The following is a 17128-nucleotide window of genomic DNA, read 5'->3' as shown; positions in this document are numbered from 1 at the left end:
GTCAGGCCTTCAGGGTGGGCTGGTCGGCAGCGAACGCGGCGGCATTCGACGGGAGTTCATGGGCGAAGGAGCACTGCATCTCGTAGCCGCCCAGGAGCGAGCTGACCGTGACGTCGCGCCACAGTCCGCCGCGCAGCGGCACGAGCCACTTCTCGGTGAAGGCGGCGTGGGCGGTCGTGGGCTCGGCCGCGAGACGGTCGGGTCCGACGGCGGTCAGGACCGTCTGCTGCATCCACAGGGTGTTGCTGTCGCTGCGGCTGATTCCGTCGAGCTCGTACAGGAGCACCTGGATGAGCTGCAGGTTCGTGACGAAGCAGTCGATGGGCGAGAGGCCGGCCGCCAGCAGGTCGCCGTCCAGGCCGTCGACGACGGCCTCGTAGCCCGGCAGGCTCCGTGTGGTGACGGTCGCGGTGGCGGTGGAGGCCTCCACGTCGGCCCGGACGTCCTCGATCGTGTGCTCGCGCAGCTTGAAGCCCTCGCCGTAGTAGCGGCGGGCGGACGAGCCGAGGATCGCGTCGAGCGAGGCGTACTCGCCGTCCTCGGAGACCTGGACGGGCGACGCGTGCTCGATCTCGTACCGGGCCGTCATCACGCCCACGTGCGCGGTGAAGGTCGACACGTGGCCGCCCTCGGCGGCGGGGTCCTTGCGGGTGCGGCGGAGCTCGGCTCCCGCGGACAGGCCGGTCAGGTCCTCCTGCGGGGTGGTGCCCGCCTTCAGGGTGATCTTCCGGACCCGGGCCCGGCGCCGCTGCCCGGCGTCGAGCCGGTGGGCGTGGACCAGGTACGCCTCGCACAGCTGGAGTCCGAGCACCAGCATGTCGACGGTGCTGACGTGCGGGAAGAGGTCGGTCGACGCCTTCTTCTTCGACCAGTCACGCGGGTAGGAGAGCGAGACGACGGCGCTGACTCCGGGCCGGTCGCCGGTGGTGACGCGGACGCCGTCGACGGCGTATTCGGCCCGTCGGTAGCCGGCCGAGAAGAAGCGGGTCTCGGAGGGGCCGAGGTAGTCCTCGACGGAGGGCAGGCGCAGCAGGGTCGGGGTGGACATGACTCAGGCCTCCTTGCGGGCTCTCAGCGCCTGCTCGTACGCCTGGACCAGGGCGCCGACGGTGCGCAGGGTCACGAAGCCCTCGCCCTCGCCGTCGCCGAAGGGGTCGACGCCGACCTTGCTCTCCAGGCGGATGATGAGCCGGGCGAAGGCGAGCGAGTTGAGGCCGAGGGCGCTCAGCTCGGTCTCGGCGGTGACGTCGCCGAGGTCGTCGGCGACGTCCTCGTCCAGGACCGCGGTGATCTCGCCGACGACCACGTTCTGTACGTCAAGGGTCAGCATGTGATTCCTCCATCGATGACGAGCCGCTGGCCGGTGACGAAACCGGCCTGCGGCGAGGCGAGAAAGAGCACGGCGTCGGCGATCTCCTCACGGTCGCCGAGACGGCCGAGCGGGGTGCGGCGCTGGATGCGCTCGCGGTACTCCGGGGTGACCACCTCGGTCATGTCCGAGTCGAAGAAGCCCGGCACGACCGTGTTGACCCGGATGCCGGCGGGGCCCAGCTCGCGGGCGAGGCTGTGGGTCAGGCCGTCCAGGCCCGCCTTCGCGGCGCTGTAGGCGGCCACGCCGCGGTAGCCGCGGACGGCGTTGACCGACGAGACGTTGATGATCTGGCCGCCGCCCGAGGCCACCATGGACCGGGCGACCGTCTGGGCCAGGGCCACGGGCGAGGTCAGGTTGGCGGTGATGAGGGCTTCGACCTGCCGTGGCGGCATCGTCACGAACAGGCCCTGGTCGAGCACGCCCGCGTTGTTCACCAGCAGGTCGACCTGGCCGAAGTGCCGGATCGCGGCCTTGGCGGCCGCCCGCACGGTGTCGGGCTGCTGCAGGTCGGCCTCGGTCCAGAAGAACCGGTCGGGCTCGGCCTTCAGGGTGTCCTCGACGAACTCGCCCGCGCTCCGGCTGAAGGTGGCGACCTTCCAGCCCTCCGCGAGCAGCCGGGTGACCAGGGTCCGGCCGAGGCCGCGGCTGCCGCCGCTGACCAGCGCCACGCCGCTCATGCCGCGCTCCTGGTCTTCTTGAAGCGGTCCGAGTGCTGCTCGGCCTCGGAGACACGGACGACGAGAGGCACCTTGTAGGCCTCCAGACGGGCGGCGCAGTGCTCCTGCACGCGGGCCGCGACGGTCTCCTCGTCCTCCGGGCGCACGAGCTTGACCGTGGCCTGGACGATCATGCCGGTCACCGCGTTGCGCCGGCCGGAGACGGTGACGTCCGCGATGTTGTCCACCTCGAGCACGGCGTTCTCGACCTCGGCCGGGTAGACCTTCTCGCCGCCCACGTTGATGATCTCCGAGCGGCGGCCGAGGATCTTCAGGTACTCGCCCTCGCACACCACCACGTCCTGGGTGTTGAAGTAGCCCTCCTCGTCGAAGGGGGCGGGGGCGTTGAGGTAGCCGAGCATGGCCATCTCGGAGCGGACCCACAGCACGTCGTCGACGATCTTGTAGTCGAAGCCGCTGCCGCTGCCGAGCTTGACCCACAGCGAGGAGTCGTCCTTCGACTTGGTCGGCAGGATGCCCAGCTCGGACAGGCCGTAGGTCTGCTTCAGGCGGACGTCGGGCAGAGCGTCGTGGAAGGCGCGCAGCGTCTGCTCGGGCATCGGCTCGGTCCCGTACGAGACCAGGCGCAGCGAGGAGGCGTCGTGCCGCCGGACGGCTCCGGAGACCAGGGCCATGGTGAGGAAGGTCGGCGTGGTGGGCAGCACCTCCACGCGGTGCGCCTCGATCGCCGCGAAGACGCTGTCCGGGGTGCGCTCGGCGACGGTGACGACCGCACCTCCGTGCACCAGGGTGTGCAGCAGGGTGTTGATGCCGCCGATGTGGTCGAGGTTGAGGAAGGAGAGCGTGCGCGCGGAGCGTCCGCCCTGGTAGCGGGCGAGGACCTTGGTGAAGTCCAGGACCGATGCCTTGCTGCGCCCCGTGGTGCCCGAGCTGAAGAGGACGAGGCCGGGCCGCTCCTCGCGGCGCAGCGCGGCGAACAGCTCGTGGCTCGCCGAGCGTCCGGTCGCGGTGATGCTCAGGCCCGCGTCGGTCCCGTCGAGGGCGATGACCGTCTCGACTTCGGCGATCTCGTGGAACTCGGCGCGCTTGGCGTCCGGCAGCGTGACCAGCGGGACGATGATCGCGCCGGCCTCGATGAGGGCGACGAGCGCGGCGCAGGCCTGCGGCGAGTACGCCGACTCCAGCGCGACGACCTGCCCGGCACGGACGCCGTGCTCGTCGAGCCGGGCTCGCCACTGCTCGACGGCGGTCAGAAGGGACCGGTAACTCGTGGTCTGACCATGGAAGATGATCGCCTCTCGGTCGCCGTGCGACCGCAGCGCCTCTGTCAGTGACTGGATCATGCCTTGATCGTGAAGCCACCCAGAACAGAGAGAAAGGTGGCCGCTGGTCCTGGTGTTACGGCCACCAGCCAGTGGCTCCGTCCAGGACCTAGGTTGAACCGACTGTTCCCTTACGACACTTCTCGATCAGGAGCGCCGCCATGCGTGCGATCAGCCAGCAGAACGTCTACGGAGGCCCTGAGGTTCTCAAGGAGATCGAACTGCCGGTGCCGAAGCCGGGGCCCGGTCAGGTCCTCGTACGCGTCCGGGCCGCGGGCATCAACCCCACCGACTGGAAGGGCCGGGCCCGGAAGGGCTGGTTCGAGCAGCCCCCGCGGGTGCTCGGCTGGGACCTCTCCGGCACGGTGGAGGAGGTGGGCTTCGGAGTGGCCCTCTTCCAGCCCGGCGACGAGGTGTTCGGCATGCTGCCGTACCCGCACGGGGTGGGCTCGCACGCCGAGTACGCCGTCGGCCCGGCCCGCGCCTTCGCCCGCAAGCCGGACGGGATCGACCACATCCAGGCGGCCGCGCTGCCGCTGGCCGCCCTCACGGCCTACCAGGCCCTGGTGGACACCGCCGACGTCCAGCCCGGACAGCACGTGCTGGTCCACGCCGCCGCCGGCGGCGTCGGTCACCTCGCCGTGCAGCTGGCCAAGCACCTCGGCGCCCGCGTCACCGGTACGGCCAGCGCCGCCAAGCACGACTTCGTGCGCTCGCTCGGCGCGGACGACGTGATCGACTACCGCGCCGGGGACTTCCGCGACGCCGTCCGGGACGTCGACACGGCGCTGGTGCCGCTGATCGACGACACCCGGATCCGCACGGTGGACGTGCTGCGCCGTGGCGGCACCCTGGTGGCGCTCCTGCCGGGCGCCACTGAGGACGAGCTCGACGCGGCCGCCCGCCGTGGCGTCCGCTACGCGGCGATGCTGGTGGAGCACGACCACACGGGCATGAAGGCCATCGCCGACCTGGCCGGCAAGGGAGTGCTGCGCGCCCATGTGCAGGAGGTCATCCCGCTGTCCGAGGCCGCCCGCGCGCACGCACTGGGCGAAGAGGGCCATGTGACGGGCAAGTTGGTGCTGGTTCCCTGACCGGTCGGGGCGCGTCCCCGGGCGTCCCGAGTGCCCGGCGACGCTACGGCGCCGGGTCGATGCCCGGCTGGCCGAAGGTGTCCGGGACCGGGAGGGTGGCCCAGTGGCCGACCGGCCAGGCGAGGACGACGGCGCGGCCGACGACGTCGCTGACCGGCACCATGCCGCCGTGCGGGTCGGTCTGGTGGTAGCGGGAGTCCAGTGAGGACTGGCGGTGGTCGCCCATCACCCAGATCTCGCCGCTGGGCACCTTGACCTTGAACTGGCCGGGGGCGTCCGGGCTGCACGGCGTGTTGCCGGGGAACACGTACGGCTCGTCGAGCGGCTTGCCGTTGACCTTCAGCGGGCCGGAGCCGGCGCACTCGACGGTGTCGCCGGCGACGCCGATGACGCGCTTGATCAGGTGCTGCTCGCCGGCCGCGGGCATCAGACCGATGAAGCCGAGGAACTTCTGGGCCGCGTTGGGCTCCGCCACCGGGCGGCCCGCGAGCCAGCCGGCCGGGTCGCGGAAGACGACGACCTCGCCCCGCTCGGGCTCGGAGCCGAACCACGGGGTGAGCTTGTCGACGAGGACGCGGTCGTCCTGCTGCAGGGTGTTCTGCATGGAGCCCGAGGGGATCAGGAACGCCTGGAGCAGGAAGGTCTTGATCAGGAAGGCCAGGGCCAGGGCGAGGGCGACCAGGACCGGCAGCTCCTGCCACAGCGGGCGCTTCTTCTTCCCGTTCTTCCTGTCGTTCTCCTGGGCTCCGGGCCCGTCGCCGCCGGACGCGGGGCCGGGCTCCTGGCCGGCTCCCTCGCCGGGCTCGCCCTCCGGGCGCTCCCGCTCGGACCGCGCGTCGATCACCACGTCCCCCACGTCCACCGCTCCTGACTCCGTCGAACCCGTGTCGACGGCGGCGAAAACTCCTGCCGTCAAACGGGACCTTATGCCGGATGATGCCGTCGAGGGCGCCCACGGGCCCACTGTCACCACGTTCGAGTGACCCGGCGGGCCCCGGTCTTTGTTTCTCACGGAGGGGAATGGCATGAGCGGGGACGGCGGGGAGTTCGAGGTCACCGAGCGGACGCGGCTGCGGCGGATGCGGGAGAAGGGCAGCCACGCGCGGGCGGACCTGGACGCGGTGCTCGGGGCGGGGTTCCTCTGTCATCTCGGGGTGGTCGTGGACGGGGCGCCGATGGTGGTGCCGACGGTGTACGGGGTCGACGGGGACCGGTTCTACGTGCACGGCTCGGTCGCGAGCCGGAGCCTGGTGCAGGCGCCCGACGGCGTGGTCTGCGTGAACGTGACGCACGTCGACGGACTGGTGCTCGCGCGGTCGGTGTTCGAGCACGGCGTGAACTACCGCAGCGCGATGATCTACGGCGTGCCGCGGATCGTCACCGACCCGGAGGAGAAGCTGCGCGGCCTGCGGGCGCTGACCGAGCAGTCCTCGCCGGGGCAGTGGGAGTACGTACGGCAGCCCAGCCGCAAGGAGCTGGCGGCGACGGCGCTCGTGGCGCTCGACCTGACCGAGGCGTCCGTGAAGATCGCGACCGGCTTCCCGGACGACGGGGACGGGCCCGACGCCGAGCTGGGGGTGTGGGCCGGGGTGCTGCCGATGGTCACGCGCTTCGGCGAGCCCGTGGCCGACCCGCTGCTCCCGGCCGGCATCGAGCCGCCCGCGCACATCGCCGAGCGGGCCGGGACGGTCTACGGGGCCTAGCCTGCGTCGTCCTTGGCCGGTGTCCTCGGGCTTCGCCGGCGTCCTGCCTGGCCGGTGTCCTCGGGCTTCGCCGGCGTCCTGCCTGGCCGGTGTCCTCGGGCTTCGCCGGCGTCCTGCCTGGCCGGTGTCCTCGGGTTCCACCGGCGTCCTGCCTAGCCGGCGTCCTCGGACTCCTTGTCCGCCGGATGTTGCTCCATCGGGGTGAGCTCCAGCCGGGCCAGGTGCTCCTCGTCCGACAGGGCGTCCACGGCCGTGATCCGGTCGTCCAGGACGGTGAAGCGGAAGGCCGTCTCCGGGCGTCCGTCCGGTGCCGCCCGCAGCAGGCCCGCCGCGCCGTCCACCAGGGCCGGCAGGGTCGCCCGTACGCGCTCGGCGAGGGCCCGGGCCACCGGCCGCGCCCCGTGCGCGGGCGCCGTGGCGGGGCCGTCCGAGCGCAGCACCACGTCCGGGTCGAGGAGGGCGCGCAGGGCCGCGTGGTCGCCGCTGCGGGCCGCGGAGCGGAAGGCCAGGACGACCTCGCGCTGGCGCGCCGGGTCCGGGGCGGGCATCTCCTCGGTGCCCTCGAGGCGGTGCCGGGCTCGGGCGGCGAGGCGGCGGGTGGCGGCGGGCGCGCGCTCGACGACCGGGGCGATGTCGTCGTACGGGATCGAGAACTCGTCGTGCAGGACGAAGGCGACCCGCTCGGAGGGCGTGAGGACGTCGAGGGCGTCCCGCTCGGCGCCCGGCGGCAGCGAGCGGTCCCACGGATCCCGGAGGACCGGGCGCCGCGCCTCGCGCGAGCGCAGCAGGTCCAGGCAGGTCCGGGCGACGTCCTGGGGCGTCGCCCCCATCCGTACCGCCTGCCGGGCCTCGCCGGGCGAGCCGAGGAGGCGGCCGGCCATGGCCGCCCGTACGTCGGCGGGCGCGGTCGTGCCGGCGTCCGGCGCGTTCACCGTGGTCCCCGTCCCGGGTCAGTCGTCGCCGTGGCCCGGGCCGCCGCTGCCGAAGCCGCCGCTGGAGATGCCGCCCCACTTGCGCTTCTCCTCGGTGGGCGGCTCGGCCTGGGTCTCGCCGCCGTCCTTCAGCTGGTACGGCATGAGCCGGTGCTCGCCGTCGGTCTGCGGCATCTCCTTGGGCTTGCGGTACTCGGACGACTCGCCGGGCAGCCCGGCGTCCTCCGGCCGGTGCGGCTGGGCCTCCGGGTCAGGCGGCGGGAGCTCCTTGTTCTTGACCCTGATGCCGTACGCGAAAGCGCCGATGAGGACGGCGACCACGATCAGACCGCCCAGGACCTGGGCGAGGCCGGACTGCCAGACACCGGCCGCCGTGGTGACCGGAGCGGATGCCACGAGGAAAGTGTTCATACGGTCATGAATACCCCTTTTCTGGCGGTATGGACAATCGCGATCCGGCTGCGCTCGCGGGATCTCGTCGGACCTCGCGGGATTCGCTGAAACGCGCTGAAACATTTCCCGGGGGTCGTCGCGTCAGTGAGGTGTGAGCGCGAAACCAGCGCACACGAGCGAACTCGTGACAGCGACGGAGGGGAGGGACATGAGACAGTCCCGCGCGGACGGGTTCCTGGAGTTCGCCTCCGCACGATCGGGGCATCTCTTCCGCTCGGCATGCCTGCTGACCAGTGGCGACACACATCTCGCCGAGGACCTGACGCAGGAGACGCTGGGCCGGATGTACGCGCTGTGGGGGCGCGCCCACCGGATCGGCAACCCGGCCGGCTACGCACAGACCGTGCTCGTACGGACCTTCCTGAGCCACCGCAGGCGCCGCTCGGCCACCGAGCGCCCCCTCGGTGAGCTCCCCGACCGGGCCCCCGACAACGGTGAGGACCCCGCCCTGCGGATCGCCCTGCTCGACGCCCTCGCCGGGCTCGCGCCCAGGGACCGGGCGGTGGTGGTGCTCCGCTACTGGGAGGACCGCAGCATCGAGGAGACGGCGCACGCCCTGCACGTCAGCTCCGCGGCGGTGCGCACCCGCTCCTCGCGCGCCCTGGCGAAGCTGCGGGAGCGGCTCGGCGGCAGCCTGGTCGAGCTCGCCGCCCGCTGACCCCCTGACCTCTTCTTTTTTCACTCACGGACCGGAACGGTGATTCCGCCATGCCTCAGCACGAGGAGCACGACGTGACGAACGGACGATTCGAGGACGAACTGGGCGCTGTCCTGCGCCGCACCGGCGAGGGCTTCGTCGCCGACGACCGCCGCGAACTCGCCGCCGGCGGCCTCGCCCGCGGCCGCCGCCGGGTGGTGCGCCGCCGCATCGCCACGGCCGGCGGCGCGCTCGCGCTCGCCGCGATCGGCGTGGGCGGGGTGTACGGGGGCTCGCTCCTCGGCGGCTCCGGCGGCTCCGGCGGCATCGAGCAGGTCTCGGTGGCCGGCCCGAAGCCCGCCACCGGTGACAGCGCACAGGGCAGCGGCCAGAAGGGCGGAGCCGTCCCCGAGATGCCGCAGATCCCGGTCGCCGAGCTCGCCGCCGTCCTCAAGGCCAACGCCCCGGCCGGCCAGTGGACGATCGACAACGAGAGCGGCACCGGCCCCGGCCTCGTCACCGGCGTCTACGACGACGGCAAGGGCAAGGCGGGCGTCTCCGTCAGCCTGGGCCGCGTGGCCCCGGGCGGCGAGGCGGGCGCGGACTTCGTGACCTGCCCGGACAAGGTCTACGTCCCGTACGACGCCTGCACCAGCCGACGGCTGCCCGGCGGCGACCGGCTGATGGTCTTCCAGGGCTACGAGTACCCGGACAAGCGGGTCCTCACCAAGAACTGGCGGGCGGTGCTGCTCACCAAGGACGGCTTCGTCGTCGACGCGAGCGAGTACAACGCGCCGACCGAGAAGGACTCGGAGATCAGCCGCGAGACCCCGCCGTTCGACGCCGCGCAGCTGAAGACCCTGGTCACGGCCGAGGGCTGGCGCCCGCTGCTCAAGCAGTTCCCGGTGCCGAAGAAGCCGCAGCGCGCTCCCGGCCAGGCCTCCGGCGACGCGATCACCGAGCCGGGCGGCGCCCAGGTCCAGGCGACCCTGATCTCCCTGCTGCCCAAGGGGCAGGGCCTGAAGGTCGTCGACAAGGGTGGCCAGGGCGGCTACGTCGTCCTCGACGACGGCAAGGGCCGCAGCCTCGTCCAGATCAACGTCCAGCCCGGCATGAACGACGTCCGCGGGGACCTCTTCTCCGGCAGCGATGTCACGACCGAGGCCGACGGCACGGTCGTGAAGCTGGCGAAGCGGCCCGGTGAGAAGGGCGGCGAGGGCGTCGTCTGGTGGAGCGCCGACACCATGGGCAAGGACGGCTTCCGGGTCGTGATCTCGGCCTTCAACTCCGGCACCCAGCACGACGCCGCCACGCGCGCCGAGCCGGCGCTGACGACGGAGCAGCTGAAGACGATCGCGCTCAGCCCGAAGTGGCGGGCGCTCGTCAGGAAGTAGCGCCCGAAGCGGCTGCTGAACGTGTGGGTCCGGGCCTCGGCGGAGGCCCGGGCCCACACCCGCGCCGCCCCCTCACGTCTCACTTCGCGTCACTTCGCGTCGGAGTACCGCTCCACGGTCGCCGTCGTGAACGGGAAGCGCACCGGCGTCTGTCCGAACGCGATCCGGCCCGCCTCGTCGCCCGCCGCCCGGATCGCCTCCGTCACCGCCCCGGCCTCCTCCGCCGGGCAGTGCACGATCACCTCGTCGTGCTGGAAGAAGACCAGCTCCGCCCGCATCCCGGCGGTGGCGCGGCGCAGCGCCGCCAGCATCAGCAGGGCCCAGTCGGCGGCGCTGCCCTGGACGACGAAGTTACGGGTGAAGCGGCCGCGGGCGCGGGCGTCGGTCGACGCGTACCCCGGGACGTATCCGTCGGGCCCGTCCGCGCCCTCGACGCCGTCTGCCCGGCCCTGCGGCAGGCCCGCCTCCCCGTCCTCGTCCGCGCCCGCCGCCCGCGGGCTGGTGCGGCCGAGCCAGGTGCGGACGAGCCGGCCCTCCTCGCCGGCCCGGGCCGCGTCGTCCACATAGGCCACCGCGCGCGGGAAACGGCGGCGCAGGGCGGCCAGGTTCTTCAGGCCGTCGCCGCTGGTCTGCCCGTAGATCGCGCCGAGCAGCGCCAGCTTGGCGTGGTCGCGGTCGCCGGAGAAGGCACGGTCGGACAGCCGGGTGTAGAGGTCGTCGGGGTGCCCCGCGACCTCCATCAGGCCCGGGTCGCGGGAGATCGCGGCCAGCACCCGCGGCTCCATCTGGTCGGCGTCCGCGACGACGAGCCGCCAGCCCTCGTCGGCGACCACGGCCTGCCGGATGACCTTGGGGATCTGCAGCGCGCCGCCGCCGTTGGTGGTCCAGCGGCCGCTGACCGTGCCGCCCGGCAGGTACTCGGGCCGGAAGCGCCCGTCCCGGACCCACTCGGCCAGCCAGGACCAGCCGTGCGCGGTCCAGATCCGGTACAGCTTCTTGTACGCGAGGAGCGGGGCGACCGCCGGATGGTCGACCTTCTCCATCTCCCAGCGCCGGGTGGACCGCACCCGGATCCCCGCCTGCGCGAAGGCCCGTACGACGTCGGCCGGCAGGTCGGGGCGGACCCGGCGGCCGAAGGCGGCCGACACCTCGTCCGCCAGTTCCGCGAGCCGGCGCGGCTCGCCGCCGCCCGCGTACCGCTCGCCGAGCAGCCCGTGCAGCACCTCCCGGTGCACGTCGGCCCGCCAGGGCAGCCCGGCGCGGTACATCTCGGCGGCGACCAGCATGCCTGCCGACTCGGCGGCCGTGAGCAGCCGCATCCGGCCCGGATGGGCGGTCCGGTCATGGCGCCGCTGCTGCTCCGCGTACACCTCCAGGAGCGCCTCGAAGGGCAGCGGGGCGGCCGCCGCCGGCTCGAAGAGCGAGTCCTGCGCGGCCGGGCCGCCGGCGGGGCGCTGGGGCGGGTCGGGCGGCACCGGCGCGTTCCGCAGCCGAGCCCAGGCGGCGGCGGCCGAGCGGGGTTCGCCGAGCCGCCCCTCGTGGCCGAGCAGCAGCTGCTCGGCGTCCTCGATGTCGTAACACCGCTCGACCCGCACGCCCGCGGCGAGCAGCCGCGGATACACCTCCCCCGTGCTCCGCCACACCCAGCGCCCGACCTGGGGCCGCGCCCGCACCGCCGCCACCAGGTCCGGCTCGCGCCGCACCGCCCCGGCGGGCAGCCCGTCGCCCCCGAGCGGCACGAGCAGCGCCCCGTCCCCCTCCGGCTCGGGCGCCACTGCCCACTTCTCGTTCACAGGTGCGAGTCTGGCACCCGCCACTGACAATCGGCCGTTGTGCCCCGCTAAGGGCCTTATGCCGCCTTGTGGAAGAGGGCGGCCGCCTCGCCGCGGGAGGCGACGCCCAGCTTGGTGAGGATCTTGGCCACGTGGAACTTCACCGTGGACTCGCTGATGTGCAGCTCCTGCGCGATCTGCCGGTTGCGGTGGCCGAGGGCCAGCTGGGTCAGCACCTGGATCTCGCGCTCACCGAGGTCGCGCAGCGGGTTCAGGGTGGTGGCGGCCGGGGCGTCCGGCAGGGCGAGCGGGACGGTGGCGGTGATCGTGGTGCCCCAGTGGGGGACCGCGTCGAGGTCCAGGCGGCCGCCGAGCACCTCCAGGCGGTCGGAGATGCTGCCCGCGCCGAGCGGGCAGGCGTCGAGCAGCCCGGGGCCGTCGTCGCGGACGGTGGCCCGGATCTCGTGCTCGGTCAGCGTCCAGCCGACGTGGACGCGGCTGACCGCGTCCTGGTCCAGGACGACCAGGAGCAGCGCGCGGACCACGGCCCGCACGCCGTGCGCCACGTCGGCCGGCAGCGTCCGGGTGGCGTCCGGACCCTCGGGCGGGCCGAGTTCGAGCCGTACCGGGGTGTGCCGGAGCATCGGACGCAGCCCGTCCGCGAGCCTCGCGAACGCCTCGAAGGCCGGCTCCTCGGCGATCGTCCGGTCCCGCCGCGCCTCGGCCCGCAGCTCGATCAGCGCCGACACCGCGAGGTCGGTCGCGGTCGCCCGGGCCGCCGCGTCGTCCATGGCCCGGCTGCGCAGCACCCCGAGCACCCCGGACAGCGCCGCCGCGTGCGCCGTGGTCAGCTCGGCGATCACCCGGGCCCGGGTGTCGGCCGCCGCCCGCGAACGGGCCAGCGCACCCGGCATCGCCTCGCTCGCGAACCGGTCGAAGTGGCTGGTCACCAGGTCCCACAGGTGCTGGGCCAGGGCGAGTTCGGCCGCACCGGCCGCTTCGGCGCCCTCGTCCCGTACGAGCACCAGGACCGAGCCGCGGTGCGTGGCGTCGCTCCGCACCGCCACCACCTCCCGCTCCGCCCCGCCGACGCTCGCCCGCCCCTGCCACGGCCGGCCGGCGCGGCCCGCGGCGAGCAGTGGCGCCAACTCGGCCGCCGTGACCGGGACATCGGGGTCGTCGGTGTGCTTGAACGGGGAGTGCGCGCAGTGCGTGGACAGTTCGGCCGCCGACCGGTGCGGGATCAGCGGGGCGAGCACCTCGGACAGTCGCGGCAGGATCCCGCCCAGCGGCTGCCGGATGATGTCGTGGGCGGCCAACAGGGCGCCGGTCGCGGTGAGTTCCATGAGAACAAGGGTAGGGGCGCGGGCCGGCGGACGGCTGTCCTTTCGGCCAGGTGCGACTGGCCGTTCGGATGGCGGGAACAAAGAGGCGCCCGGAGCAAGCTGATCACATCGAAACGACGGACGAACGGACGAGGGGCCGGCCAGGCCGATCGGCCCGGCGCGTCCGATGACTCTCTGGGGGAGCGGAATCATGGAAGCGATCGTGTACGACGAGTTCGGCGGCGCCGACGTGCTGCGTCACGAGACCGGGGTGGCCGTGCCGGAGCCCGGTCCGGGCGAGGTGCGGGTGAAGGTGGCGGCCGTCGGCGTCAACCCGGTGGACTGGAAGCGGCGTTACGGCTGGGTGGAGCAGTTCTACCCGACCACCTTCCCGGCCGTGCCGGGCCTGGAGTTCGCGGGCACGGTGGACGCGCTCGGCGAGGGCGTGACCGGACTCGCCGTCGGCGACGAGGTGTTCGGCTGGACGAAGACCGGTGCCTACGCCGAGTACGCCATCGCCGACAACATCGTCCCCAAGCCCGCCGAGCTCTCCTGGGAGACGGCCGCGAGCCTTCCGGTCGCCGGCGAGACCGCCCAGCGCGTCCTCGACCTGCTCGGTGTCCGGGCCGGCGAGACCCTGCTCCTGCACGGAGCGGCGGGCGCGGTCGGCGCGGTGGCCGCGCAGCTCGCGGTCGCGGCCGGGCTGACCGTGATCGGCACGGCCTCGGAGCGCAACCACGGCTTCCTGCGCGACCTCGGCGTGACCCCGGTGACGTACGGCGACGGACTCGCCGACCGGGTCCGCGCGGCCGCCCCGCAGGGCGTCGACGCGGTCTTCGACGCGGCCGGCCACGACACGCTGCCGGTCTCCATCGAGCTCCTCGGCGGCGAGAAGTCCCGCATCGTCACCATCGCCGCCCCCGACGCCGCCGAGCACGGCATCGTCTTCTCCGGCGTGACCGCAGAGCCGGCCACCGTCCGCGGCTGGCTGACCGACCAGGCCCGCCTGGTCGTCGAGGGCCGGCTCCGCCAGGACATCGCGGAGGTGTTCCCGCTGAAGGAGGCCGCGCGGGCCCAGGAGCTCAGCGAGACGGGTCACGTGCGCGGCAAGCTGCTCCTGGTGCCGTAGGGCGCCGGGAGGGGCGCGGCGCGGAAGGGGCCTGGGTGCTGCCGGTACGGGGGTCCGGCAGGCCCGGGCCGCTTTCGCGGTGTGGCGGGCGGCCCGCGGGGTTAGCCTCGCCAGGTGACCGAGAGCCCCGCCCTTCCCTCCGCTCCCTCCTCTCCCTGCGCCGACCGCATCAAGATCTGGTTCCGCTTCGTGCCCCGTGAGGGCTGGCTGCCGCAGGACACCGAGGGGATGTGGGCCGAGCCGGTGGGCACGGACACCGCCCGGGTGGTCAACGTGCCCTTCCTGCAGGACGGCGTGGCCGAGGGAGACGTCGTGCGGTACCGGACGGACGAGGAGGGACTGCACTGGGCCACCGGCCGGGTGGCCGCCTCCGGGAACGTCACGGTCCGTGTCCTGCCCGTGCGGTCCGGCCCGCTCGGGCCGAGCGCCCGCGCGGTGCACGAGCGGCTGCGGCCGTTCGGGCTCGGCGGGGAGTCGTTCAGCGAGGAGTTCCCGCTGGTCGCCCTGACCGTGCCGGTCGACGCCCCGATGGCGGAGATCAAGGCGCTCCTGGACCGCGGCACGGCGGACGGCTGGTGGCACTGGGAGACCGGCTGCGGGACGGACGCCTGGCACGCGGCCTGAGCCCTTCGGGCCCTCCGGCAACGGGCGGGACGGAACGGGGACCCGGCTCCGACCCCGGTCCACGTTCCGTCCCGATGTACCAGCCTCACCCCTGAGCGGGTCGGCCGCACGCGGAGAGCGGGACCGGACGGCTCGCGAGGCCGCTCACGAGGTCGCTCACGAGTTCGGTATCCACAGGCTGTGGACGGCGGGCTGTGGACAGCGCCCTCGCGATCCCTACCCCTGCCGCACGGCCGAGACGAACACCTCCAGGCCGTCCCGCGGCTCCCGACCGCCGAGCAGTTCCCGCAGGTCGCTCCGCACCCCGCTGCCGTCCAGGAAGCCGAACGCGATCGCCGCGTACGTGCTCGCCAGCATCGGCACCTGGAACGGCCGGGCCCCCGACTCCGCGATCGCGGCCCGTGCCTCCGCGAGCGTCACCGGCTCGTACGTGTACGGGGCGCCGAGCGCCGCCGCCAGTTCGGCGCCGCCGAGCGCCCGCTCGCCGACGAGTTCGTAGACGCGGCCCGCGTGGGGCGCGGGGTCGGTGGCGACGGAGGCGGCGATGTCGGCGAGGTCGGCGCGGGCGACGACGGCGAGCCGGCCGTCGCCGAGCGGACCGGTGATCCGGTGGTCGGCGCCGGGCGCGGCGATCCAGGTCAGGAACTCGGCGTAGAGCCCGTTTCGCAGGATCGTCCAGTCCAGGCCGGACCGGCGGAGCCGCCGCTCGGTCCAGCGGTGCGCCAGCGCGTACGTCAGATGGTCGCCGTCGCCGGAGAGGCTGGTGTAGACGACATGACGGACCGCGGCCCGCTCGGCGGCGGAGATCGCGGCTTCGTGGCGGGCGACGACGACGTCGTCCTCCCCGTACCCCGCCGAGATCAGCAGCAGGGTGTCGACGCCGGCGAAGGCGTCCGGGAGCGTCGCCGGGTCGTCGAAGTCGACGAGCCGGGTCCCGGGCAGTCCGGCGCGGGTGCCGAGGACGACGTCGTCGCGGCCGGCGAGCCGCTCGGCGACGAGCGAGCCGAGCGCGCCGGAGACACCGGTGACGAGCAGCATGGATTCCCCCTGGGTGGATGCGAGAAGGCGGCGAGGCGCCCACGGCCTGCGACCTGCGACCATCGTGTACGGACGGGGCACGAGCGCGTAAGGAGGCACATTGATGTCGGAGGGGCACACCGGCGTAACCACCGACCCGGTCGTCAGCTGCGCCGAGGACTGCGGTGTGCGGGACGTCCAGGACCGTCTCGGCGACAAGTGGACCGTCCACGTCGTCGTGGAACTGGCCGCCGGGCCGCGCCGGTTCAGGGAGCTGCAGCGGCTCGTCACCGGCGTCTCGCAGCGCATGCTGACCTTCACGCTGCGCCGCCTGGAGCGCGACGGTCTCGTCTCGCGGCACGTCTACCCGACGACCCCGCCGCAGGTCGAGTACGCCCTCACCGAGACCGGGCACAGCATGACGCACCTGATCAAGCAGCTGGTCGACTGGTCCCTCGACCATCGCGCGACGATCGCCCGCTCGCGCGAGGAGTTCGACGCGAGGAACCCGGCATGAGTGGCAAGAGCACCGTCGAGAACGCATTCACGGCGCTGTACGCCGACGACGAGCACGCCGTCGACACGGCGGCGTCGCTGCTCGCCGCCGACCGCGGCGCGGACGCCGAACTGGCCCGGCGCGGCGAGGAGTTCCTCCGCACCCTCTGGTCCCGGGGCTGGCAGCCGGCCGACGTCGTGCGGATGGCCCGCCGTGAACTCGCCGACGAGCACACGCGGATCCTCGTCGGTCTCGTCCGCGCCGAGACGGCCCGTTACGAGCGCCTTCCGCACCGCTGGCAGGCGCAGCTCGACGCCCTCGACGCGCTCGACGCCGCCGCCGGCCGGCCGGCGCCGGACCGCTTCTCGTACGCGACCGCCGTCCTGGAGCTGTACCGGCTGCTCGTCCGGCTGCCGCGGCTCGACGCCGTCGGGCCGGCGCCGGGGGAGGCGCTGCCGCCGGCCGTCGCCGGTGAGCCCAAGCTCCTGACCAGGATCAGGGCGCTGCTCGCGAAGGCGGAGGCGACGACGTACGCCGAGGAGGCCGAGGCGCTGACCGCGAAGGCGCAGGAGCTGATGGCCCGGCACAGCCTGGACGAGGCGACGCTGGCGGCGGGCGCGCCGTCGCCGGAGACGCCGGGGGCGGTACGGATCGGGGTCGACGCGCCGTACGAGCAGGCCAAGGCGATCCTCCTGGACGCGGTCGCGACGGCGAACCACTGCCGGGCCGTGTGGAACGAGTCCTTCGGCTTCTCGACCGTCGTCGGCTTCGAGGCCGACCTCGAACCGGTCGAGCTGCTCTACACCTCGCTCCTCGTCCAGGGCACCGCGGCGATGACCCGCGCCGAGGCGGAGCAGCGGGCCGGCGGCCGCAAGCGCACCAAGTCCTTCCGGCAGTCCTTCCTGCTCGCCTACGCCAACCGGCTCGGCGCCCGCCTCGCCGCCACCAGCCGCCGGGTCGCCGCCGAGGCCCCGACGCTCCTCCCGGCCCTCGCCTCCCGCGAGGTCGCGGTGACCGCCCGTACCGACGAGCTCTTCCCGGAGACCCGGACCAGCCGAGTGCGGGCCGCCTGGGACGAGGCGGGCTGGACGCACGGCACGTCGGCGGCGGACCGGGCCGGACTGCGGGCACCGGGAAGCCGGGGCGAGATCCGCGGATAGGGCCCCCACCAGGGCGGAATG

General features: G+C 73.6%; 18 protein-coding genes. 8 read left to right on the top strand and 10 right to left on the bottom strand.

All coding sequences use genetic code 11. The features are described 5' to 3' along the window. Nucleotide 1 precedes the first annotated feature (1 nt). The 4 genes from ACIRSU_RS19870 to ACIRSU_RS19855 are packed head-to-tail and all read right to left on the bottom strand — an operon-like array spanning nt 2 to nt 3392. Nucleotides 2-1048, bottom strand: a complete 1047-nt coding sequence (locus ACIRSU_RS19870; RefSeq protein ID WP_403793817.1) for an AvrD family protein — start codon at nt 1046-1048, stop codon at nt 2-4. Nucleotides 1049-1051: 3 nt separating this feature from the next. After that, the gene (locus ACIRSU_RS19865; protein ID WP_403793815.1) at nt 1052-1330 is read right to left on the bottom strand and encodes an acyl carrier protein; all 279 of its coding nucleotides are present in this window, start codon (nt 1328-1330) and stop codon (nt 1052-1054) included. Continuing rightward, nucleotides 1324-2049, bottom strand: coding sequence for an SDR family NAD(P)-dependent oxidoreductase (locus ACIRSU_RS19860; protein ID WP_403793813.1), 726 nt, complete (start codon nt 2047-2049; stop codon nt 1324-1326). Before ACIRSU_RS19860 ends, ACIRSU_RS19865 begins: the two co-directional genes overlap by 7 nt. Next, nucleotides 2046-3392 carry a class I adenylate-forming enzyme family protein gene (locus tag ACIRSU_RS19855; RefSeq protein WP_403793811.1) on the bottom strand — a complete coding sequence of 449 codons (1347 nt, stop codon included), beginning with the start codon at nt 3390-3392 and terminating at the stop codon, nt 2046-2048. The genes ACIRSU_RS19860 and ACIRSU_RS19855 overlap by 4 nt, the downstream gene beginning before the upstream one ends. A gap of 140 nt (nt 3393-3532) precedes the next feature. Between ACIRSU_RS19855 and ACIRSU_RS19850 the strand changes: the two genes are divergently transcribed. Further along, nucleotides 3533-4465, top strand: coding sequence for an NADP-dependent oxidoreductase (locus ACIRSU_RS19850; protein WP_403793809.1), 933 nt, complete (start codon nt 3533-3535; stop codon nt 4463-4465). Nucleotides 4466-4508: 43 nt separating this feature from the next. On the opposite strand, the gene lepB is transcribed toward ACIRSU_RS19850, so the two are convergent. Then, nucleotides 4509-5321, bottom strand: coding sequence for a signal peptidase I (gene lepB / locus ACIRSU_RS19845; RefSeq protein ID WP_403794875.1), 813 nt, complete (start codon nt 5319-5321; stop codon nt 4509-4511). Nucleotides 5322-5490: 169 nt separating this feature from the next. Between lepB and ACIRSU_RS19840 the strand changes: the two genes are divergently transcribed. Then, the gene (locus ACIRSU_RS19840; RefSeq protein WP_403793808.1) at nt 5491-6168 is read left to right on the top strand and encodes a pyridoxamine 5'-phosphate oxidase family protein; all 678 of its coding nucleotides are present in this window, start codon (nt 5491-5493) and stop codon (nt 6166-6168) included. Nucleotides 6169-6320: 152 nt separating this feature from the next. Here ACIRSU_RS19840 and ACIRSU_RS19835 read toward each other — a convergent pair whose 3' ends face one another. Together ACIRSU_RS19835 and ACIRSU_RS19830 are read right to left on the bottom strand one after the other, a co-directional pair. Next, a complete protein-coding gene (locus ACIRSU_RS19835; RefSeq protein WP_403793806.1) occupies nt 6321-7100 on the bottom strand; it encodes an RNA polymerase subunit sigma-70 in 780 nt (259 codons plus the stop codon). A gap of 18 nt (nt 7101-7118) precedes the next feature. Next, on the bottom strand, nt 7119-7511 hold the full coding sequence (locus tag ACIRSU_RS19830; RefSeq protein WP_403793804.1) for a DUF6479 family protein: 393 nt from the start codon (nt 7509-7511) through the stop codon (nt 7119-7121). Nucleotides 7512-7701: 190 nt separating this feature from the next. Between ACIRSU_RS19830 and ACIRSU_RS19825 the strand changes: the two genes are divergently transcribed. Beyond that, nucleotides 7702-8211 carry a SigE family RNA polymerase sigma factor gene (locus ACIRSU_RS19825; RefSeq protein ID WP_403793803.1) on the top strand — a complete coding sequence of 170 codons (510 nt, stop codon included), beginning with the start codon at nt 7702-7704 and terminating at the stop codon, nt 8209-8211. A gap of 74 nt (nt 8212-8285) precedes the next feature. Beyond that, on the top strand, nt 8286-9584 hold the full coding sequence (locus tag ACIRSU_RS19820) for a hypothetical protein (RefSeq protein WP_403793801.1): 1299 nt from the start codon (nt 8286-8288) through the stop codon (nt 9582-9584). A gap of 89 nt (nt 9585-9673) precedes the next feature. On the opposite strand, the gene ACIRSU_RS19815 is transcribed toward ACIRSU_RS19820, so the two are convergent. Further along, a complete protein-coding gene (locus tag ACIRSU_RS19815) occupies nt 9674-11377 on the bottom strand; it encodes a bifunctional 3'-5' exonuclease/DNA polymerase (protein WP_403793799.1) in 1704 nt (567 codons plus the stop codon). A 56-nt stretch (nt 11378-11433) separates the two neighbouring features. Next, nucleotides 11434-12702, bottom strand: a complete 1269-nt coding sequence (locus tag ACIRSU_RS19810) for a LuxR C-terminal-related transcriptional regulator (RefSeq protein ID WP_403793797.1) — start codon at nt 12700-12702, stop codon at nt 11434-11436. Between the two features lie 190 nt (nt 12703-12892). On the opposite strand from ACIRSU_RS19810, the gene ACIRSU_RS19805 reads away from it, so the two are divergent. Both ACIRSU_RS19805 and ACIRSU_RS19800 read left to right on the top strand, forming a co-directional pair. Then, nucleotides 12893-13810 (top strand): NADP-dependent oxidoreductase, encoded by a 918-nt coding sequence (locus tag ACIRSU_RS19805; protein ID WP_403793796.1) that lies wholly within the window; start codon nt 12893-12895, stop codon nt 13808-13810. A 114-nt stretch (nt 13811-13924) separates the two neighbouring features. Next, nucleotides 13925-14434 carry a DUF4265 domain-containing protein gene (locus ACIRSU_RS19800; protein WP_403793794.1) on the top strand — a complete coding sequence of 170 codons (510 nt, stop codon included), beginning with the start codon at nt 13925-13927 and terminating at the stop codon, nt 14432-14434. Between the two features lie 216 nt (nt 14435-14650). On the opposite strand, the gene ACIRSU_RS19795 is transcribed toward ACIRSU_RS19800, so the two are convergent. Beyond that, nucleotides 14651-15472: an NAD(P)H-binding protein gene (locus ACIRSU_RS19795; RefSeq protein ID WP_403793792.1), complete on the bottom strand. Its 822-nt coding sequence runs from the start codon at nt 15470-15472 to the stop codon at nt 14651-14653. Nucleotides 15473-15575: 103 nt separating this feature from the next. Between ACIRSU_RS19795 and ACIRSU_RS19790 the strand changes: the two genes are divergently transcribed. Continuing rightward, a complete protein-coding gene (locus ACIRSU_RS19790) occupies nt 15576-15968 on the top strand; it encodes a winged helix-turn-helix transcriptional regulator (protein ID WP_403793790.1) in 393 nt (130 codons plus the stop codon). Continuing rightward, nucleotides 15965-17107, top strand: coding sequence for a DUF2786 domain-containing protein (locus ACIRSU_RS19785; RefSeq protein WP_403793789.1), 1143 nt, complete (start codon nt 15965-15967; stop codon nt 17105-17107). Before ACIRSU_RS19790 ends, ACIRSU_RS19785 begins: the two co-directional genes overlap by 4 nt. The last annotated feature ends 21 nt before the right edge of the window (nt 17108-17128 follow it).

The organism is Streptomyces sp. NPDC101160 (assembly GCF_044768205.1).
In the GTDB taxonomy this organism is placed as follows: Bacteria; Actinomycetota; Actinomycetes; order Streptomycetales; family Streptomycetaceae; genus Streptomyces.
Note: the sequence above shows the minus strand (reverse complement) of the source record. Positions and strands in the feature narration are given on the sequence as shown.